Annotated in this window: 21 protein-coding genes and 1 pseudogene; 14 read left to right on the top strand and 8 right to left on the bottom strand. The window is 62.5% G+C overall.

Annotated features, from left to right (window positions below; all coding sequences use genetic code 11):
- The first annotated feature begins 32 nt into the window (after positions 1-32).
- Complete coding sequence (locus tag AC1DXU_RS00740; RefSeq protein WP_477363069.1) at positions 33-1,292, top strand: FAD-dependent oxidoreductase; 1,260 nt, start codon at positions 33-35, stop codon at positions 1,290-1,292.
- Between the two features lie 77 nt (positions 1,293-1,369).
- Entirely contained in the window at positions 1,370-4,123 is a 2,754-nt protein-coding gene (locus tag AC1DXU_RS00735) for a CHAT domain-containing protein (RefSeq protein ID WP_477365910.1), read from the top strand.
- A gap of 30 nt (positions 4,124-4,153) precedes the next feature.
- Here AC1DXU_RS00735 and AC1DXU_RS00730 read toward each other — a convergent pair whose 3' ends face one another.
- Both AC1DXU_RS00730 and AC1DXU_RS00725 read right to left on the bottom strand, forming a co-directional pair.
- A complete protein-coding gene (locus tag AC1DXU_RS00730) occupies positions 4,154-4,885 on the bottom strand; it encodes a glutathione S-transferase family protein (protein WP_477363066.1) in 732 nt (243 codons plus the stop codon).
- A 1-nt stretch (position 4,886) separates the two neighbouring features.
- Positions 4,887-5,192, bottom strand: a complete 306-nt coding sequence (locus tag AC1DXU_RS00725; protein ID WP_477363063.1) for a Rieske (2Fe-2S) protein — start codon at positions 5,190-5,192, stop codon at positions 4,887-4,889.
- Between the two features lie 99 nt (positions 5,193-5,291).
- On the opposite strand from AC1DXU_RS00725, the gene AC1DXU_RS00720 reads away from it, so the two are divergent.
- From AC1DXU_RS00720 to AC1DXU_RS00700, 5 genes are all read left to right on the top strand, one after another.
- A complete protein-coding gene (locus tag AC1DXU_RS00720; protein WP_477363060.1) occupies positions 5,292-5,750 on the top strand; it encodes a MarR family winged helix-turn-helix transcriptional regulator in 459 nt (152 codons plus the stop codon).
- 154 nt (positions 5,751-5,904) lie between these two features.
- Positions 5,905-6,555 carry a TetR/AcrR family transcriptional regulator gene (locus AC1DXU_RS00715; RefSeq protein WP_477365907.1) on the top strand — a complete coding sequence of 217 codons (651 nt, stop codon included), beginning with the start codon at positions 5,905-5,907 and terminating at the stop codon, positions 6,553-6,555.
- Between the two features lie 25 nt (positions 6,556-6,580).
- The gene (gene ilvC, locus AC1DXU_RS00710; RefSeq protein ID WP_013531065.1) at positions 6,581-7,600 is read left to right on the top strand and encodes a ketol-acid reductoisomerase; all 1,020 of its coding nucleotides are present in this window, start codon (positions 6,581-6,583) and stop codon (positions 7,598-7,600) included.
- A 139-nt stretch (positions 7,601-7,739) separates the two neighbouring features.
- Positions 7,740-8,009: a hypothetical protein gene (locus AC1DXU_RS00705; RefSeq protein ID WP_477363057.1), complete on the top strand. Its 270-nt coding sequence runs from the start codon at positions 7,740-7,742 to the stop codon at positions 8,007-8,009.
- A 247-nt stretch (positions 8,010-8,256) separates the two neighbouring features.
- Positions 8,257-9,225 (top strand): DUF3592 domain-containing protein, encoded by a 969-nt coding sequence (locus AC1DXU_RS00700; RefSeq protein ID WP_477363054.1) that lies wholly within the window; start codon positions 8,257-8,259, stop codon positions 9,223-9,225.
- Positions 9,226-9,237: 12 nt separating this feature from the next.
- Here the strand turns inward: AC1DXU_RS00700 and AC1DXU_RS00695 are convergent, their stop codons facing one another.
- Complete coding sequence (locus AC1DXU_RS00695) at positions 9,238-9,597, bottom strand: hypothetical protein (protein WP_477363051.1); 360 nt, start codon at positions 9,595-9,597, stop codon at positions 9,238-9,240.
- A 73-nt stretch (positions 9,598-9,670) separates the two neighbouring features.
- On the opposite strand from AC1DXU_RS00695, the gene AC1DXU_RS00690 reads away from it, so the two are divergent.
- Together AC1DXU_RS00690 and AC1DXU_RS00685 are read left to right on the top strand one after the other, a co-directional pair.
- Complete coding sequence (locus AC1DXU_RS00690) at positions 9,671-10,192, top strand: hypothetical protein (protein WP_477363049.1); 522 nt, start codon at positions 9,671-9,673, stop codon at positions 10,190-10,192.
- A 4-nt stretch (positions 10,193-10,196) separates the two neighbouring features.
- The gene (locus tag AC1DXU_RS00685; RefSeq protein WP_477363046.1) at positions 10,197-10,811 is read left to right on the top strand and encodes a hypothetical protein; all 615 of its coding nucleotides are present in this window, start codon (positions 10,197-10,199) and stop codon (positions 10,809-10,811) included.
- A 35-nt stretch (positions 10,812-10,846) separates the two neighbouring features.
- Here the strand turns inward: AC1DXU_RS00685 and AC1DXU_RS00680 are convergent, their stop codons facing one another.
- Positions 10,847-11,131: a PilZ domain-containing protein gene (locus tag AC1DXU_RS00680; RefSeq protein WP_477363043.1), complete on the bottom strand. Its 285-nt coding sequence runs from the start codon at positions 11,129-11,131 to the stop codon at positions 10,847-10,849.
- 175 nt (positions 11,132-11,306) lie between these two features.
- Entirely contained in the window at positions 11,307-11,870 is a 564-nt protein-coding gene (locus AC1DXU_RS00675; RefSeq protein WP_477363040.1) for a BA14K family protein, read from the bottom strand.
- Between the two features lie 186 nt (positions 11,871-12,056).
- Between AC1DXU_RS00675 and AC1DXU_RS00670 the strand changes: the two genes are divergently transcribed.
- Both AC1DXU_RS00670 and AC1DXU_RS00665 read left to right on the top strand, forming a co-directional pair.
- The gene (locus AC1DXU_RS00670) at positions 12,057-13,169 is read left to right on the top strand and encodes an endonuclease/exonuclease/phosphatase family protein (RefSeq protein ID WP_477363037.1); all 1,113 of its coding nucleotides are present in this window, start codon (positions 12,057-12,059) and stop codon (positions 13,167-13,169) included.
- A 2-nt stretch (positions 13,170-13,171) separates the two neighbouring features.
- Positions 13,172-13,903, top strand: a complete 732-nt coding sequence (locus AC1DXU_RS00665) for an NUDIX hydrolase (protein WP_477363034.1) — start codon at positions 13,172-13,174, stop codon at positions 13,901-13,903.
- A gap of 52 nt (positions 13,904-13,955) precedes the next feature.
- Here AC1DXU_RS00665 and AC1DXU_RS00660 read toward each other — a convergent pair whose 3' ends face one another.
- Entirely contained in the window at positions 13,956-15,077 is a 1,122-nt protein-coding gene (locus tag AC1DXU_RS00660; protein WP_477363031.1) for a 1-aminocyclopropane-1-carboxylate deaminase, read from the bottom strand.
- Positions 15,078-15,224: 147 nt separating this feature from the next.
- Here AC1DXU_RS00660 and AC1DXU_RS00655 point away from each other — a divergent pair, with 147 nt between their 5' ends.
- The gene (locus AC1DXU_RS00655; RefSeq protein WP_477313621.1) at positions 15,225-15,701 is read left to right on the top strand and encodes an Lrp/AsnC family transcriptional regulator; all 477 of its coding nucleotides are present in this window, start codon (positions 15,225-15,227) and stop codon (positions 15,699-15,701) included.
- 36 nt (positions 15,702-15,737) lie between these two features.
- Here the strand turns inward: AC1DXU_RS00655 and AC1DXU_RS00650 are convergent, their stop codons facing one another.
- Entirely contained in the window at positions 15,738-15,980 is a 243-nt protein-coding gene (locus AC1DXU_RS00650) for a hypothetical protein (RefSeq protein WP_477312023.1), read from the bottom strand.
- A 170-nt stretch (positions 15,981-16,150) separates the two neighbouring features.
- On the opposite strand from AC1DXU_RS00650, the gene AC1DXU_RS00645 reads away from it, so the two are divergent.
- Positions 16,151-16,516, top strand: coding sequence for an ArsR/SmtB family transcription factor (locus tag AC1DXU_RS00645; protein ID WP_477312022.1), 366 nt, complete (start codon positions 16,151-16,153; stop codon positions 16,514-16,516).
- Positions 16,494-17,008 (top strand): annotated as a pseudogene (locus tag AC1DXU_RS00640) (SRPBCC family protein). Before AC1DXU_RS00645 ends, AC1DXU_RS00640 begins: the two are co-directional and overlap by 23 nt.
- A gap of 101 nt (positions 17,009-17,109) precedes the next feature.
- Here the strand turns inward: AC1DXU_RS00640 and AC1DXU_RS00635 are convergent.
- Entirely contained in the window at positions 17,110-18,327 is a 1,218-nt protein-coding gene (locus AC1DXU_RS00635; protein WP_477363028.1) for an ABC transporter permease, read from the bottom strand.

Raw genomic sequence — 18,327 nt, 5'->3', positions numbered from 1 at the left:
GATTGTCCGGCTGGGGCAAGACTTGGCGGGCAATGGGCATTTCTCTCGACATCGCGATTGCCGGCGCCGGGCCGGCCGGATTGGCCGCCGCGCTCTATCTGCAGCGCGCCGGGCACCGGATCACCGTCTTCGAGCGCTTCGAGGAGCCGAAGCCGGTCGGTTCCGGGCTGATCCTGCAGCCGACAGGGCTGACGGTGCTTGCCGATCTTGGCCTGCTCGACGACATTCTGGCGCTGGGCAGCCGCATCGATCGCCTGCACGGCGCTGACGCCAGTACCGGCCGCACCGTGCTCGACGTTCGCTACGATGCGCAGCGCGGCCGCCGTTTCGGGCTGGCGGTGCACCGTGCCGCCCTGTTCGGCGTACTTTTCCGCGCCGCCCAGCGCGAAGCGGTTCCCATCGAAACCGGCGTCGAGATCGAAACGCTGGAGAGCGGCGAACAGGCGACGCTGGTGTTTGACGATGGTCGAAGGGCAGGGCCATTCGACTTGGTGGTCGATGCCAGCGGCTCGCGCTCCAAACTGCGGCAGCACGTGAAAGGCTCAGGTGAGCCGCAACCGCTGACCTATGGCGCATTCTGGGCGTCGCTCGGCTGGCGGGGCGATGGTTTTGACGAGCACGCGCTGCTGCAGCGCTACGACAAAGCCAGCGTCATGGTCGGCGTGCTGCCGATCGGCCGGCCTGAACCGGGCGCTGAAAAGATGGCGGCCTTCTTCTGGAGTCTCAAGCCGGCGGACGCCGATGAAGTGCGCACCCGCGGCCTGGACGCCTGGAAGGCGAAGGTGGTCGGGCTGTGGCCCGAAAGCGAGGCTTTCACCAGCCAGATCGACAGTTTCGACCAGCTCTCGCTGGCGCGCTACGGCCATCACACGATGAAGCTGCCGGCCGGCCGGCGATTGGCGGTCATCGGCGACGCGGCGCATTCGACCAGCCCGCAACTCGGGCAAGGGGCGAACATGGCGCTGCTCGACGCGGCCGCGCTCAGCCATGCGCTTGCACGGGCGGGCAGTGTCGATTCCGCGCTGGAGGCCTATGCCAGGGCGCGGCGATGGCATGTGCGCATCTTCCAGGCGCTGTCGCTGGCTTTCACGCCATTCTACCAGTCGGACTCCGTGGCGCTGCCCTTCATCCGCGACAGGCTGGTGGCGACCATCGCAAACATCCCGCCGGCGCCACAGTTGCTCGCCTCGATGGTGGCCGGCACCGTGATCGATCCGTTCAGGCGGATCGGGCTTGTGGAAGCGCAGTGGGATTTTGGCCAGAATCCTGATCGTGATACGACTGCATCATAGAGTTTTCGCCTCAGATCAGCGTGAACACTGTCATGTCCCTAGTCCGAAAACCGCGAGACCTGATGTGCGTCGTGGCGATGTTAGCCATCGCGCTGCCCCTGGCGAAGGCACAAGCCCAGACGGCAAGCCAGTCCGGACAGCAGCAGCCGGCGGAAACGGAAGCCTCCCTGACGGCCCGGATCAATGCCGCCTACAAGCTGATGACGGAAGTCGGACACTTCGACGAGGGCTATGCACAGTTGCGGGCAGCGCTGCTCTATGCCGCGAGAAGCGACCTCTATGAGTTTACGGTCGTCAGCTACTCGAATGCCGGCGCGACATTCCTGAACGACCAGTTTCTCGAAGAGGCCGAAGCGATTTTTGCCGAAGGCCTGAAGACCAGGGCGATGCAGCAGGATGTCGCGAAGCGCGGCGATTTCTATCTCAATTATGCGATGCTGAAGCAGGCCGAGAACGACCATCGGGGCGCTGTTTCAATGTTCGCCGCTGCGATTAGTCTCTACGACCATTATTATGGCAAGGACTCCAGGGAGCTCATTTATGCCACCGATCAGATGACGACGGCGGTTGCGGCAGTCGGCAACATCGCTTCGGCCATCAACATCGAGCAGGGCAATGTGGAGACAGCTGAGCGCGCGCTTGGCAATGACGACCCTCTCACCTGGACGCTGCAGAACAATCTGGCGGATCTGCTGCGCCAGATGGGCGCACCCACACGCGCCTTGGAATATGATCTGGCGGTGATTGAGAAGCGCACCGCTTACTACGGCGCAGATCATTTCTACGTCTTGGTCAGCGCCAGCAACACGGCACAGGACTATCTCGACCTCGGCAGCTACGACCAGGCCTTGCGCTATCTCCAGCAGTACCGGGACATCGCCGTCGCTCTCAAGCAGCAAGACAATCTGGTCGAACAGGCCGATGCGTGGCTGCTCTACACCAGGGCGCTCTCCGGCGCGCAGCCCCTGGACGAGCCGACGATCGCACATTTGCAGTCGCTGACCCCCGACCAGGGCTATCCCGAAATACTGGCAATCAAGATCGCCAATCTGCTCGCCGCGCATTTCGATGCCACGGGGGATTTGGAAAGCAGCATGCGGCAACTCGATCAAGCCTACCGCATCGCCCGGTCAAAATTCAACCTACCGCCTCCGCTGGAGTTTGCCGCACGACAGGCGATGGCCAATCTCAAGGCGAAGGCCGATCCGGTGGCCGCGGCGGCTGATTTCGCCGCTCTCGACGATGACATGTTGCGGTGGAATTCGATGCAGGTGAACTCGGCCGGCAATCCCATCGTCGCCGAAGCCAGCCGCGCGATGGCCGACGACATGCTCTACGACTACGCGCGCTTCGCGCAAAGCAATGCATCGGCAGTGCCGGCCTTCGCCGATGCCGTGCGCCGCTGGCCGACGCTCGAAAATGGCAAGCGGGATACGCTGCGCAAGCTCTTGCGAATGATCGATCCGAACGACACGGAGACGCGACATTTGATCCAGACCGCGATGCGGCTGTCCTTCGCCTATCAGGAGGTTGCGTCCAGCGGCGACGATATTGAACATACGGGGGCGATGCTGATGGGGCAGCTTCAGTCGATGGACGACACTCTCAACACACGGCTTTCGGCGAAGTACGGCTTCGACGAGAAGGCAATGGAGAAGCCGCTGCCGACGGCTGCGACATTGCTGAAGCCCAACGAGGCGCTGATCGACTACTTCATCACCCGCAAGTGGCGGGCGGACCGCGAGAGCGACGATCCGCTGGAAGACGAGCGCCTCTATGCGATCGTCACGCGCAAGGATCAGCAGCCTCGCCTTTATGATCTCGGCGATCCGCGCCGGATCATTCCGGCCGCGCAGACAACCCGCATGGCAAACCTTCGGTCGAGCCGTTCCGCGCAGGAGCGCGGCGCCGTGCCGCTGGTCGATCTCGACGCCACGTTTACCGGACTTTACGCCGGTCTTCTGGCGCCCCTGGAACCGTCGCTCGCAGGCGCGGATACACTTTTCGTGGTGCCCGACGGCAAATTGTTTTCGGTGCCGTTTCCGTTGCTGCAGGACGGCAAGGGTGTGACGCTGGACGACCGCTTCATGGTGCGCATGCTGACGCGGCCGGAATCGCTGTTGAACGCAGGTGTCGATCAGAGCTTTCCAAAGAACGGCAAGGCCGTGCTCGCCGGCGGGCTCGACTATGCACGTGGCGCGGAGAAGGGCGCCGAGCCATTACCGGGCACCCGCAAGGAGGTCGATGCAATCGCCTCGATCCTGCGCGGCGACCAGTATTCGGTCGACATGCTCACCGGAGCGGCGGCCGGCGAGCGGGCATTGCGCAAGGACATGGAGCAGGCGACGGTCGCGCATCTGGCCACCCATGGCGCCTACCGCGACGAGGAGGAGGGCGGTGTGAGTGCCGTGAATGCGCTTTGGCAGAGCCAGGTCGTGCTGTCGCAGTCCGGAGACCGGCAATCAATGAAGCGCGACTATGACGACGGCCGGCTCTACGGCATGGAACTGATGAGCTGGGATCTGTCGGGCCTCGACCTGCTTGTCCTGTCCGCCTGCGAGACGGCCCGTGGGCAAGAGACGTTCGTTGGCGGCTTGCGCGGCCTGCCGACAGCGATCAACATTGCAGGCGCGAAGCGATCGCTGTTGGCACTGTGGCCCGTGGATGATGCGGGTACTGCCGCCTTCATGGTCGGCTTCTACGACCATCTTGCCGCGGGGCAGACCTACTCGCAGGCACTGCGCCAGACCCGTCGCGACGCCCGCGACGGCAAGATATCTGGCGCGAAGGACCCGCGCGTGTGGGCGGCCTTTGTCTTGTTCGAAAACTGAGAAGGCATTGCGGTCTGGCGATCGATCCGTTCAGGCGGATCGGGCTTGTTGAAGCGCAGTGGCCGGATCGTTTCGACGGATGAGGGCCGACAGATGCGAGCCTTTGGCCAGCAGGAAGGCATCAAGGCGCTGCGGATAGTCGGGGGCGACCGCGCTCTTCACCGACTGGCGTTCGGCCAATGCCTTGCGCCAGGCCTCGACAAACGGCTTGCCGTTCAGGATGCCGAAATCGGCGACGCGGTCGAAGGCGTCGAAATAGCGGAAGATCGGCCCGTAGACCGCATCGACGAGTGAAAAGCGCTCGCCGGCGAACCATGGCCCTGACCGATCGATACCATCCGCCAGTTCGGCTTCAAGACGATCGAACATTGCCGACAGCGCTTCGCCTTCGGCAAGCAGAGATCCTTGCGTCGGCGCCGAATAGAAGCGGCCGATGGCGTTCAGGGTTGCCGAGCCGAATTCGACCCAGGCGCGGTGCCGGGCGCGGGCACAGGGGTCGGCAGGGTGGAGCGGGTTGGCCTGTGTTTCCTCGAGGAATTCGAGGATAACAGCCGATTCGAAAATCACCGTTTCGTCGCCGTCATGCCTCACGATCAGCAGTGGCACCTTGCCGAGCGGCGACATCGCCTTGAACCAGTCCGGCTTGTTGGCCAGATCGATGGTGATGCGTTCGAACGGCACGCCCTTCTCGGCCAGCGAAATCGCAGCACGCTGCACATAGGGACAAAGATGATGGCTGACGAGGATGAGCTTGTCGGTCATCTCACTCTCCCCAGACATAGTTCAAGGCGCCGTCCTCGACGCGGGTGGAGAGGAACATCAGCCGGGAGGTTTTGGGCGCCGGGCCTTCGAGGCGATCGCCGCTTTCCATATCGAACGAGGCGCCGTGCCACTGGCAGACGAGCTTGCCGTCCTTGCAGTCGAGCGGTCCGCCGAAATGCAGACAGACATTGGCGGCGGCGCGGATGCGGTCACCGCTGCGGTAGACATGCACCTCGCGGCCGAAGAACGGCGCGATCAGGCTGCCTGTTTTCGGGATGTCGGCGAGTTTGCAGATTTCGTGTTTCATCGGAATTGCCCTTCGAGTTAATGCAATTGCATCTATATAGATGCATCTGCATTGATCGTCAAGCTTGATGCAATTGCATCTATCGCCTAGGATGCTGGCATGACAGAGAAAGCCACGCCCTCGCCCGCGGCCATCAAGGGCTGGGCCCGCCTGATGCGGGTTTCACGCCAGCTGGTGGAAAGCGCCGAAGAGGCGTTGAAGGCCGGCGGCCTGCCGCCGCTTGCCTGGTACGACGTGCTGCATGAGCTTGCCGAGGCGGGCGAGGGTGGGCTGCGGCCGTTCCAGCTGATCGAGCGCACTCTGTTTGCGCAATACAACATCTCGCGGCTGCTGGCGCGGCTTGAGGCCGACGGGCTGGTCGAGAAGCTTAGGGTTGCCGACGACGGCCGCGGCCAGACCATCCGCATAACCGGCAAAGGCCGCGAGACCCGCCGCCAGATGTGGACTGTTTACGGCAAGTCGATCACTGAGCTGGTCGGCGCCAGGCTTTCGCAGAACGAACTCGACACCCTGTCGGGCCTGCTTGGACGGCTGCGCCTTTCACCCGCAAGCGACTGAGCCAAGGCCCTAGCGGGCATTGTGCGTCTGCAGTCGGTGATTTTTTCCGTATCGGCTCTTGCACCGCGAGCCGGATTGCGCAATATGCCGAACCGTAACGTACGGTACGCCTTCGGGCGAAACCTTAGATATCATCGGACAGGAAACAGGTTTGTTGCAGGCAAGCGCCGACATCGACAGCAGCGAAGCGCTGACAGAGCGGCAGCAGGCCGTGCTGGATGCCGCACTTCGCCTACTGGTCGAGGAGGGCGATCATTTGACCATGACCGCCGTGGCGCGGCGGGCGAGCTGTTCCAAGGAAACGCTCTACAAATGGTTCGGCGACCGTGACGGGCTGTTGACGGCGACCGTGCAGTGGCAGGCTTCGAAAGTGCGGGTGGCACAGGTCGACCGCAAGGGGCTTGATCTCGCCTCGCTGACGGCGAGCCTCGAGCGCTTCGCCTGCGATTGGCTCAAGGTGATTTCGAGTGATACTTCGATCGCGCTCAACCGCGTGGCGGTTGGTCATGCGGGTTCCGGCAAGGACGATCTCGGCGCCATCGTGCTGGAGAATGGCCGCTTCGCGCTCGCCAGGCGGCTGAAGCCGGTGCTGGAGGCCGGCAAGCAAGCCGGGCTGCTCGACTTTACGGATGCCGAAACGGCGTTCCGGACTTTTTTCGGGCTTGTCGCCCGCGATGTGCAGATCCGTCTGCTGCTCGGCGACCGGCTGGAATCGACTGACGCGGCAATCGGCGGCGATGCCGCCCGGGCGACGCAGCAGTTTCTCGCTCTCTACGGAGCAAAAACCGGGCCGAAAGGCCTCTGATCTTCAAACGGGAAGGAAGCAAAAGATGCGTGTTTATTACGATCGCGACGCCGATCTCAACCTGATCAAGGGCAAGAAGGTCGCCATCATCGGCTATGGCAGCCAGGGCCGGGCGCATGCGCTCAACCTCAAGGATTCCGGCGCCAAGGAGATCGCCATCGGCCTCAAGGCCGGCTCGGCGACCGCCAAGAAGGTCGAGGCCGACGGGCTCAAGGTGATGAGCGTGGCCGACGCCGCCAAATGGGCCGACCTGATGATGATGGCGACGCCCGACGAATTGCAGGCCGACATCTACAAGAACGAAATCGCCCCGAACATCCGCGACGGCGCGGCGATTGCTTTCGCGCATGGCCTCAACGTGCATTTCGGCCTGATCGAGCCGAAGTCGACCGTCGACGTCGTCATGATCGCGCCGAAGGGCCCCGGCCATACGGTGCGCGGCGAATACCAGAAGGGCGGCGGCGTGCCGTGCCTGGTCGCCGTCAACCAGGACGCTTCGGGCAACGCGCTTGATCTGGCTCTGTCCTACGCTTGCGGTGTCGGCGGCGGCCGTTCGGGCATCATCGAGACCAATTTCCGCGAGGAATGCGAGACCGATCTGTTCGGTGAGCAGGTGGTTCTCTGCGGCGGTCTGGTCGAGCTGATCCGCGCCGGCTTCGAGACGCTGGTGGAAGCCGGCTACGCGCCGGAGATGGCCTATTTCGAGTGCCTGCACGAGGTCAAGCTGATCGTCGACCTGATCTATGAAGGCGGCATCGCCAACATGAACTACTCGATCTCGAACACCGCCGAATGGGGCGAGTATGTCTCGGGTCCGCGCATCATCACCGCCGAGACCAAGGCCGAGATGAAGCGCGTGCTGAAGGACATCCAGACCGGCAAGTTCACCTCGGAGTGGATGCAGGAATACCGCGCCGGCATGTCGCGCTTCAAGGGCATCCGCCGCAACAATGATAGCCACCAGATCGAGGAAGTCGGCGCCAAGCTGCGGGCGATGATGCCGTGGATTTCCAAGAACAAGCTGGTCGACAAGGCGAAGAACTAGTTCGCGATCTCACCACTGCACAAGAAAAGCCGGCGGAGCGATCCGCCGGCTTTTTGCCGTCGTGCCATTTCGGCACGAAGAGACTGGCACAAAACTCGCTTGGCTGTCATCACCGAGAACGGGGGCTGGAACGATGCAGATGACGGTTGACAGCAACGCGATCAGCGAACGCCGCGCGGATCGGCGGCGGCGTGCGCTCAAGGGCGCCACGCTGCGCTTCAACAGAGGCTTTGGCACGATGGAAGGCGTCGTGCGCAATGAGTCCGAAAATGGGACGCTGCTGATGTTCGGCGATGCAACCGGCGTGCCCTCCGGGTTCGAGTTGGCGGTCAACGGTGCCGAGCGGATTCGTGCGGCGCGCGTGTGCTGGCGCTCGATGACGTTTGTCGGCGTCGAATTTGTCGACTAGAGCCTGTTCCATCCCGATGGAATCGGGATGGGGCTCTATCTCTTTGTTCGAGCATGATCTCTGGACAAAACGGTTCCCGTTTTTGTCCGAGAAAACCGGTTCCCACTTTTCGGGATCATGCTCTACGCGCGATCTCTCCAAGGTTTTGAACAGACGTGTTGTTCTCGCCATCCGTGCTATGCGTGTGCAGGGTAGGACCAATCGACTGCCGATTGGTCCTTGGGCACGCGGTGCCAGGGGGTGAGTGTTGGATATCAAGTTTCTGCTGATCGGGTTCGCATGCCTGGTCGCCGGTGGGCTCAGCCTTGTGACGTTGTTGAAGTGGCGAGAGGTGCAGGCGGCCAGCCGATGGTTGCCGACGCCGGGCAAGATCATCTCGTCACGGGTGGAGGCGCGCGAGGTGACCAGTTCGGGATCCGGTTCGGACAGCAGGGGTTCGACCGAGATTCGCAATTTTCCGGCGATCACCTTCCAGTACAAGGTGGACGGCAAGTCCTTTCAAAGTTCGCATTACAGCTTGCAGGAGAACCTCGGAAATTTCGAGGTGCCTGAAACCCTCGCGCGGTTTCCCAAGGGGGCCGCAGTTACCGTTTTTTACAACCCACGCGACCCGGCCAAGGCCGTGATCGAGCGCACCATGCCTGAAGGCGCGTTCAAGTTCATGGCCACGCTCTCGGCGGGGCTGGTGGTTGGCGCCCTCGTGCTGGTGTTCTCCGTCGGCGGTGCGCTGGATGCGATCGGGCCGCATTTGCCCAAGCCGCAGAATCTTGGCGCCGCGGTGCTGTTACTGGTCATGGGATTGTTCATCCTGCGCATGGGCTTTGCCCAGAAGTCGCTGGCCGAGGAGGCGGCCAAATGGCCTGTCACCACTGGGCGCATCGACACCTCCGGCCTGCAGGAATTTCAAACCCGCAACAGCAGTTACCGCTCCTGGCGCACGGTCTTCAAATCCCGCATCGTCTACAGCTATAGCGTCGCCGGCCAGCGCTACAGCGCCGATCGCGTCGCCTTCGGTGCAACACTGACGGCCACGCTTCCAAGCCTCGTCGGCGGCCAGTCGAAGCGCTACATCGAGGGCAGCAAGGTCGATGTGCACTATGATCCCTCAAATCCCGCCGCCGCCGTGCTCGAATGCAAGGTGTGGGGGCTCTGGATTCTCTGGGTCTGCGCCGCTGGCTTCCTTGGCGGGGCAGCACTGCTCGTTGGGTTTATCTAAGGTCGACTGTCTTCAGCATCGGACCAGTGGTCCGCTGTCGAAACCAGGCCAGGTCAACCGCATCACTTTGCCGTCGGTAACGATATGAATGACACGGGAGAACGGCTCTTCGGCTGATGGATCGGCGCCGTAGCATTGGCTTGCCCGCACCAGCCAGCCTGTCGCCGTTTTGCGGAATTTCGCCTTTTCGCAGCCGAGATCGGGAGCGGAAAGAGCTTTCCGGTATAGAGTGTAGACGGCCTGGCGCTGGACATCGGCGGCAGCCGTGCAGTTCAGTCTATCGCGGGACCAGGTGCCGACATAGGGCTCGGCGCCGAGGGCAGGGCCGCTGAGAAATGCGCCTATCGAGATCATCACCATCAGACGCCGCATCACCGGATTTTCTTTCCCTTTGGCCACGACCCTGGTCGGATGCTACACGCTTGATGCTTCACGGGGGAAATCAATGATCATCCGCAAGGTAGGCCTCGTTGTTCTGAGCATGCTCGGCCCGTTGCAAACAGCGCATGCAAAGAACTGTCTGTTGAGCCACGCGACCTATCGCGAACCGCGCTCGGGGGCGACCATGCAGTTCCGGCCCATCGCCAACGAGCCGGCGGCACTGACCACCGAGGTGTTCTCTCTGACGGTGCCCAATACCGATATTCGTTTCCCTTCCGACATCACCTGGACCAATGGCAAGAATTCTTTTCCGCTGGGCACGATCCGCCATCCCTGCACGGATGATGACCGTGACGCCGGCCGCGAAGATGGCAGCGGACTCTGCCGGGTGTGGGAAGGGCAGGTCTATGCCTTGAACGCAGGGGGCGCCGAGCAATTGAACGCCCACGAGGCGTCGCCGGCGCCGACCGGGCTGTTGCTGCCGGATTTTGGTGCGACCTTTGTCGAATGGCCCGACTTTGCCAATGCCAATCCCGACAGCGCGGCCTGGGATGCCTTCACTTTGACTGGATGCAGCGATGAATAGAAGCATGCGATTGTTCGCCCGGATTTTTGCCCTGCTGGCGCTTATGGCCATGTCTGGCGGGGCTCATGCCGCCAAAAGCAAGCCGTCGCGTCCACCTGTCGACAAATGCAGCTGGGAAAGGCTGGCCGACCAGGGCGTCGGGCTTGCCGCCTGGGTACAGCGCTGCGATTTCGGCTTTCGCCAGATCCATTTCGAGTTTGTCGGCACGGCACTAGCCATCAAATACAGCGATGGCGGAGCTGCCGATCCTCTGGTCGAGGTCTTCGATGTCTCGCACGGTGAAGCCGCCGAGGCTGCATTGCAACGCATATTCCTGGGAAAGACCGACAAGGCTGTCGCCAAACGCTGCGACCTCACGCGTTACACGGAAGGGGCCACGCCCGCGGGTGTCACCCGGTACACTTTCAGCCCCAACGCCGCCTATGCCAAGGAGTTGAAGGCGCTCGCCAATCCCGATGAGGTCGGTGAGCCGCCTTGCGGCGAATGGGGTGAAGCCCCCGACGGCATCCAGTATTTCGAGCTGCAATCGTCCGAGCCGGATAGACTTCTGTTTGTTCGCGTCGGCCAGGACGAACCCTTGTTTGACGAGCAGACACTGAAAATCCTGCCGCCGGGCTAAAGGCGCGTTCTGCAAAGAGCGCGCTTCCCGGGCGTTCAGCCGTAGTGCCAGTGAGGTTTTGGCTCGGTGCCGGCGAACACTACCCCGATGCGGTCGTCCCGGCGCCAGCGGACCACGGCCTTGTAGCCGATGCCGTCGGTTGGAACGTAGAGCAGGAATTCGTCCGGCACGCGCGCGTCTACCGCCACTTTCAGCTCGGCGCCGCCGGCATGCATGTTGCGCACCGTGCACTTGACCTCGGAATTGGTCAGGCCGGTCAGGATCGTCGCGCCCTTGAGGACGCGCTGCCTGCGTTTGTCTCTGTGTTCGTCGTCGGCCATCGCACAAAAATCCCGGGCGATCGTCGCATGGGGAGCGGTTTGATCGACAGATCGATAGACCTGCCGGATAAACATAGCGTTAGCGTCGATGATGCTGCGCAGATTTTCTGGTGCCGGTTGACGAAAACGGCGCCGCGATGCGCGGCGCCGTAGGGAATTCGCCAGGCTGCCTTGCTCAGCTATAGGGCGACCAGCACTGCTGGCGTGGGCCGTTGTAAGGCTGGAAGCTGTTGTCCCAGGCGCGATACGACCGGTAGCGATCGTAGCACCACTGGACATGGGCGCTGGAAAGCCGCTGCGTCCGATAGTGGCGGCGCGGTGCCGGCTCAACATACTGATAGTTGTTGTAGTACTGGTAGGCGGGTATCCCGAGGCCGAGGCCGAAATAGATCGAGGAATCGTTGAAATGACGGCGATGGTGGTGGCGCCGCCAGCGCCAGTCGTCATTCCAGTTGCCATTGTCCCAATCGTTCGACCGGGTGAAACGGCGCTCACCGAAATTGTTGGACCACCGACGGCCATCGTGACGGCGCCAGCGCCAATCCTCCTCGATTTGCCTGTTGGGGCCGTCGCCGGCCCACCCGTCGCGGACAGGTGTGATTTCCGGCGCCGCGGCATTGGCCGGGACCGATAGATCGGGTTGCAGGATAGGCCCGGCCAGGGATGGGGCCGCCAGGCTCGCCAAAAGACCGAGGGTCATTACCCCGGACCGGACAGAAGACAAAAAGAGCGAGTTCATCGCACTCTCCTAGAGATACAGGCCCCACGCCCAGAATACCCCGGGGAAGAACCCTATTGATGGAACTTCTCGTCTGAACGGAGGATGAACGGAAAGGTTCCATCAACCATGACGGGCATGGAAGCAGGCCCCCTTGTCTTCGTGCCCGCTTGTCTTCGTGCCCGCGTGCAGGCAAAGGTCACGGTCATGTCGCTGCGCCTTGCCACCTTCAACGTCGAAAACCTGATGAACAGGTTCGATTTCTCCGGCTATCGCAACCAGCTCAACGAAGATCGCACGCTGGCGCTTTTCGATATCCAGAGCGAGGCCGAATACAAGATGCTGGAGCAGGCCCGCGCCATCGCGCAATCCGACGACACGCGACAGCTGACGGCGCTGGCCATAGCTGCAACGCGCGCGGACATCATCTGCATGCAGGAGGTCGACAATATCGAGGCGCTGAAGGCCTTCGAATATGGCTACCTGTTCAAGATGGTGGGGCAGGGCTACCGGCAGAAATACACAACCGCCGGCAATGATTCTCGCGGCATCGACGTTGCCGTGATGATGCGCAACGAGACCGCGCAGGGCCAGCCGATCGAATTTGTGCGCATGACCAGCCATGCCTACGTCACGTTCGAGCAGTTCGGCCTGCACACGCCGGAGCTGGCGGCACTCGGAAACCAGGCCAATGAGCGCATCTTCCGGCGCGACTGCCTGGAAATCGACGTGACCGTGGGCGGCGTGCCACTGACGCTCTATCTCGTGCATTTCAAATCGATGGGCTCGCCGCGCAACGGTCTCGACGGGCGCGAGGCGACAATGCCGGTGCGCATCGCCGAGGCGCAAGCGGTACGCCGCATTATCGAGGAGCGTTTCAGCAAGGACCACGCCGCCGACAAGCGCTGGGCGATCTGCGGCGACATGAACGATTACCGGCAACGGGTGAAGATCGAGGGCGACAATATCGACGGCTACCGCTTCACGGTGATCGACGAGAGCCAGTCCTGCCTCAACGTGCTGACCGCCGGCGGCTTTTGCGAAAACGTCGTCGAGCGGCGGCCGGAAATGGACCGCTGGAGCTTTTATCACACACGCGGACCGGAGGAGCGGCATCTGTGCCAGCTCGACTATATCCTGCTGTCAAAGGGACTGGCCGCCAGCAACGCGGCCGCCGTTCCCGACATCATTCGCAATGGCCAACCCTGGCGCACCATATTTCCAGCGGGACAGGCGGTGGAGCGCTTTCCGCGCGCTGGCTGGGACCGGCCGAAGGCGTCCGACCATTGCCCGGTGGCGATAACCCTGGACATGGTCTGAACGTGAGCTTCGACCTGCCGCGCAATGTCATCCTGCCGGTCGACGAAGTCGACGTCCGGCTCGACCCCGGCCCGCATCCTTTCGAGCGCGACAATGCGCAAGCCATTGCCGATAACTGGCGGTATGAGACAGCGGCCAAACCGGCTCTATTCGACGGCACCGTGGTGCTGCTTTCGGCGCTCGCCTGGCGCGACAACCGTCTTGCCGGGCGGTGCCACGCGGTCAAGTACTCGACCTTCATGCTATGGCGCAAGAACCGGCAGGGGACCGGCGCCGAGCATGCCTATGGCCACGCCATGCTGGTCGCTGGCGACAATGCGCTGGTGGCGATCCGCATGGGCCAGCACACGGTGGGTGCCGGCAGTGTCTACTTCGCCGCCGGATCGTTCGAGCCGATCGATTTTCGCGACGGCGTTGTCGACGTCGATTTCAACATGATCCGCGAAGTGCGCGAGGAGACCGGGCTTGACTTGACGACAGCTGCGCGCGGCAAGCGCTACCATGCGCTGTCGACCGAGACCGGCACGGTCCTCTTCCGCCGCTATCACGTCGATGAGCCCGCCAAAGAGATTGCGCGGCGCATCAACGCCTTCGTCGCGACCGAGACGGATCCGGAGATCGAGGGGCCGGTCATCATCCGTCATGCCGCCGACTTGCCGGACGCGCTATCGCCGCACATGAAGCCGCTGATCGAGTGGCATTTTGCGAGTGGTGAACAGGACCCTGACCTGTGATGTCGCCGATCAGTGATCCGTCGTCAGGTTGATCGCCTGAATCGAAACCGAACTACGGAAAGAGCGGTGGCAGCGCGTCGTACTGCGCACTCTCCGGGATGCGAGGTTCAACCACTGGGACCACCGCTTGTTTCGGCCGGCCCGGAAGGCTGGCGCCATCGTCCTTGTAGTAATAGCTGTAGCCGTTGATGGCCGGGGCGCCGCCGAGATGGGCGTAGAGAACTCTGGCACCCTCGGGGAAGAAGCCTTTCCTGGTCAGGTCAATCAGGCCCTGCATCGACTTTCCCTCGTACACCGGATCGGTGATCATGGCCTCCGTGCGGGCCGCCAACCGGATCGCGTCATTCGTGGCTTCCGACGGAACGCCATAGGCCGGATAGGCATAGTCGGGATTGATCACGATTTCGTCGTCGCGGACGGCGCGGCCGAGCCCGACGAGAGCGGCGGTGTCGTCGACGATGCGGCGGACCTGCGCGCGAGTCTGGTCCAATGTCCCGGAGGCGTCGATGCCAATCACCCGGTCGGCGCGGTCTTGTGCGGCGAAGCCAACGATCATGCCGGCCTGCGTCGAACCGGTCACGACGCAGACGATGATGTAGTCGAAGGTGAAGCCGAGCTCGGCCTCCTGCCTGGCGACCTCCTCGGCGAAGCCGACATAGCCCAGCCCGCCGAATTTGTGCACGGAGGCGCCGGCCGGGATCGGATAGGGCTTGCCGCCTGCGTCCTTCACCGACTGGATCGCGTCCTCCCAGCTCTTGCGGATGCCGATGTCGAAGCCGTCGTCGACAAGACGGCTGTCCGCGCCCATCAGGCGCGTCAGCAGGATGTTTCCGACCCGATCGTAGACCGCATCATAGTGGGGCACCCACTTCTCTTGGATCACCACGCATTTCATGCCGATCTTGGCGGCCGTCGCGGCGACCATGCGCGTATGGTTCGACTGGACGCCGCCAATCGACACCAGCGTGTCGGCGCCGGAGCGAATAGCGTCAGGCACGATGTATTCGAGCTTTCGTAGCTTGTTCCCGCCCATGGCGAGCCCGGAATTGCAATCATCACGCTTTGCGTAAACCTGTACTTTCCCGCCCAACGCCGCGCTCAGCCGTGGCAGATGCTCGATAGGCGTCGGGCCGAAGGTCAGCGGATAACGTTCAAACTTTGCGAGAAGCGACATCATATCAGTCTCCTCCGTGGTCGTTTTCTATGGGCTCATTATGTGCGAACTCATGCGAAAGGTGCTCTCGAACTTGCTTATGAAATTTGCACACATCCCATACAGTTGCAGTATGATTGGCCTGTTCGTCCACTTGAGCGCCTAAAAATGGAAGAATCTTCCACCGAAGCTCTCGACCGCATCGATCTCAAGATCCTGCGCGCCCTTCAGGCCGAGGGACGGCTGACCAATGCCGATCTGGCGGCCCGGGTGAATGTCAGCGCAGCCACCTGCCATCGGCGCACACAACGCCTGTTCGATGAAGGCTACATCACCGGAGTCAGGGCGGAGATCGCGCCCGTTGCAGTCGGACTTGGCGCTCTGGTCATGGTCGGCGTCGTGCTCGACCGTTCAACGCCTGACAGCTTCGCTGCCTTCGAGGCGGCCGTGAACGAACTTAAGGAAGTGCTGGATTGCAATCTCGTGGCGGGCGACTTCGACTATCTGTTGAAGATAAGAGTTCGCGACATGGCGGATTTCAACAAGCTACACGGGCAAAAGCTGATCGCGTTACCCGGCGTTCGGCAAACCCGGACTTTCTTCGTCATGAAGGAGGTCAAAGAGAACGCGCGGCTGCCGTTTTGACAGACCGCTTGTCCCCTGTTCAGATGTGGCTGACGGTCAGCCTTGCCCCTTGTTCTGCGCCGCCTTGCGGTCGTTGCGAGCGGCGACAAAGAACAAAATAACGCCGAGACCGAGCAACCCGCCCATCGCCATTCCCATCGTCTGGCCGACGACCTGCTGGAAATCGGCATGGACGCGATCGGGATTGGCCATGCCGTAGCCGGCAAGATACCACCAGAGGCCTGCCAATGCGGCCTCGATGATGAACATCACCAAGATCAGTCGTGCCTTCTTGCTCATGCGTTGTTCGCCCCTGACCAGAGATATCTTGCCTTAGGGCCTGGAGATCGCCAAGTCGATCGAATCTGCATCGAAATGGTGTCGATTTGCGAGCGAAGGCGGCCGGCAACGCAGCACGCGCTCGGCCTCCCCTTGCATGCCGCCAATCCGTCTGCTAGATACTGAACCACATGGTTCAGTATCATCGCCCCCATCTCGATACTTCGTTCGCCGCGCTCTCGGACACCACCCGACGCGGCGTTCTGGAGCAGCTCGGACGTTCCGATGCTTCGATCACGGAGCTCGCCGAGAAGTTCCACATGACCCTCACGGGCATGAAGAAGCATGTCGGCGTCTTGGAGCAGGCGGGGCTCGTCACCACGGAAAAGGTCGGGCGCGTTCGGACCTGCAAGCTCGGCCTGCGCCGACTGGAGGAAGAGGCGGCATGGATCGAGAGGTATCGCCAGGTCTGGGACGCACGCTTCGACGAGTTGGACAAGGTTGTCGAGGAATTGAAACAGAAGGAGAAAGCCGATGGACGCCAGAAGAGAGAGTGAGCCCATGAACAACCGCACGACGGTCGAACGGAAGTCCGAGCGAGAGCTGGTCGTTACGCGAACCGTCAACGGCCCGGCGCGCATCGTGTTCGAGGCGTGGACCAAGCCCGAGCTGTTCATGCGGTGGTGGGCGCCGAAGTCGATGGGCATGTTCCTGCGTTCCTGCGAGATGGATGCTCGTACCGGTGGCACGTACCGTCTGGTGTTCGGCCACGATGCCTCAAACTTGACGAGTTCTTCGGCAGGTATGTCGAAGTGATACCGCACTCGCGCATCGTCTGGACCAATGACGAAGGTGGTGACGTTGGACCCGTCACCACGGTGACCTTCGAGGAAAAGGGTGGCAAGACGCTGCTGGTCCTGCACGAACTCTATCCCTCGAAGGAAGCTCTCGACGCTGTCGGGACCGGGGCGGCGGATGCGATGGGCGAGCAGTTCGAGCAACTGGATGAACTTCTCGTCGCCCTGGGCGCGGGCGGGGGAGGGTCATGAAGTCGTCCACGCATGGAGCAGCGTTGACCGGTCGCTGATCGGACGGCGACAGCAAACATCCCAAGCTTGTGGATGGAGGTCCCCGTCGAGCTGGCCTCGGCTTACTCGTGCCGCAGCGCGTCGATCGGATCGAGCCTGGCGCCGCGCAGTGCCGGGAAGAAGCCGAACACCATGCCGATCAGCGCGGAAAAACCGACGGCAAGCAGGATCACCGCCGGGCTCGGCGCGAAAGGGATGGCCAGCGTCACCGAGGCGAGGCCGGCCAGCGCCAGGCCGATCAGGATGCCGATGATGCCACCGAGCAGCGACAGCACCGTCGCCTCGACCAGGAACTGAATGAGGATATGTTTCTCGTGCGCGCCTATGGCGAGCCTGATGCCGATCTCGCGGGTGCGCTCGGTGACTGACACCAGCATGATGTTCATGATGCCGATGCCGCCGACCAGTAGGCTGACGCCGGCGACCGCGCCCAGCATGCCGGTCATGGTGGTGGTGGCGCTGGCCATGGCGTCGGCGATCTGGGTCATGTCGCGGATCGAGAAATCATCCTCGCGGTCGGGCGTGATGCGGCGCGTGTCGCGCAAAATATCCTCGACGCGGGTCTGCAATTCGCTGGTCGGCGTCCTGTCATCGGCGGCGACATAGATGTTGTCGATGTCGCGATTGCCGGCGATGCGGCGCTGGTAGGCGGCAAGCGGCATCAGCACAACATTGTCCTGGTCCTGGCCAAAACCGGTATAGCCCTTGGGCTCGAGCAGGCCGATGATCTTGCAGGAGGTGCGGTTGACGCGGATGATCTCGCCTTCGGGGTCGCCGGCGCCGAAGAATTGCTGACGCACCGTCTCGCCGATCAGGCACACGCCGGTGCCGGAGCGTGTCTCGGAATCACTGAACGGCCGTCCCGAAATCAGCTTCCAGTCGCGCGCATCGAGATAGGCGCTGTCGGTGCCGGTGACGCCCGAGGTCAGGCTTTCGGTGCCGAAGATGACGCGGACCTGCTTTTGCGAGGCCGGTGAAATGGCGCGCGCGCCGGTGAGATGCGCAACGAGTGCGGCAAGATTCTTTTCGGCCAGCGGCCGGACGATTTGGTCGAGCCCGCCCGGTCCGCCGGGACCGGCCGGACGGCCCGAGCGGACGACGAGCAGATTGCTGCCGAGCTTGGAGATGTCGGCCTTGACCTTCTCGGTGGTGCCAGAGCCGATGGTCAGCATGGCGATGACGGCGGCGACGCCGATGACGATGCCGAGCAACGTCAGGAACGAGCGCAGCACGTTGCGGCGAATGGAGATCAGCGAGAGGCGGACAGTTTCCCAGAGCAT

It is taken from the genome of Mesorhizobium sp. P3_A10, assembly GCF_056403175.1.
This window is presented reverse-complemented; position numbering and strand designations above follow the sequence as displayed.

Bases quoted from the DNA above. Each gene is read 5' to 3' on its own strand.
- AC1DXU_RS00705 (WP_477363057.1), top strand. From the start codon at position 7,740: ATGACGGTTGACAGCAACGCGATCAGCGAACGCCGCGCGGATCGGCGG.
- AC1DXU_RS00725 (WP_477363063.1), bottom strand. From the start codon at position 5,192: ATGAAACACGAAATCTGCAAACTCGCCGACATCCCGAAAACAGGCAGC.
- AC1DXU_RS00720 (WP_477363060.1), top strand. From the start codon at position 5,292: ATGACAGAGAAAGCCACGCCCTCGCCCGCGGCCATCAAGGGCTGGGCC.
- AC1DXU_RS00635 (WP_477363028.1), bottom strand. From the start codon at position 18,327: ATGCTCTGGGAAACTGTCCGCCTCTCGCTGATCTCCATTCGCCGCAAC.
- AC1DXU_RS00650 (WP_477312023.1), bottom strand. From the start codon at position 15,980: ATGAGCAAGAAGGCACGACTGATCTTGGTGATGTTCATCATCGAGGCC.
- AC1DXU_RS00690 (WP_477363049.1), top strand. From the start codon at position 9,671: ATGATCATCCGCAAGGTAGGCCTCGTTGTTCTGAGCATGCTCGGCCCG.
- AC1DXU_RS00735 (WP_477365910.1), top strand. From the start codon at position 1,370: ATGTTAGCCATCGCGCTGCCCCTGGCGAAGGCACAAGCCCAGACGGCA.
- AC1DXU_RS00685 (WP_477363046.1), top strand. From the start codon at position 10,197: ATGCGATTGTTCGCCCGGATTTTTGCCCTGCTGGCGCTTATGGCCATG.
- AC1DXU_RS00740 (WP_477363069.1), top strand. From the start codon at position 33: ATGGGCATTTCTCTCGACATCGCGATTGCCGGCGCCGGGCCGGCCGGA.
- AC1DXU_RS00680 (WP_477363043.1), bottom strand. From the start codon at position 11,131: ATGGCCGACGACGAACACAGAGACAAACGCAGGCAGCGCGTCCTCAAG.
- AC1DXU_RS00660 (WP_477363031.1), bottom strand. From the start codon at position 15,077: ATGTCGCTTCTCGCAAAGTTTGAACGTTATCCGCTGACCTTCGGCCCG.
- AC1DXU_RS00655 (WP_477313621.1), top strand. From the start codon at position 15,225: ATGGAAGAATCTTCCACCGAAGCTCTCGACCGCATCGATCTCAAGATC.
- AC1DXU_RS00695 (WP_477363051.1), bottom strand. From the start codon at position 9,597: ATGCGGCGTCTGATGGTGATGATCTCGATAGGCGCATTTCTCAGCGGC.
- AC1DXU_RS00670 (WP_477363037.1), top strand. From the start codon at position 12,057: ATGTCGCTGCGCCTTGCCACCTTCAACGTCGAAAACCTGATGAACAGG.
- AC1DXU_RS00675 (WP_477363040.1), bottom strand. From the start codon at position 11,870: ATGAACTCGCTCTTTTTGTCTTCTGTCCGGTCCGGGGTAATGACCCTC.
- AC1DXU_RS00730 (WP_477363066.1), bottom strand. From the start codon at position 4,885: ATGACCGACAAGCTCATCCTCGTCAGCCATCATCTTTGTCCCTATGTG.
- ilvC (WP_013531065.1), top strand. From the start codon at position 6,581: ATGCGTGTTTATTACGATCGCGACGCCGATCTCAACCTGATCAAGGGC.
- AC1DXU_RS00645 (WP_477312022.1), top strand. From the start codon at position 16,151: ATGGTTCAGTATCATCGCCCCCATCTCGATACTTCGTTCGCCGCGCTC.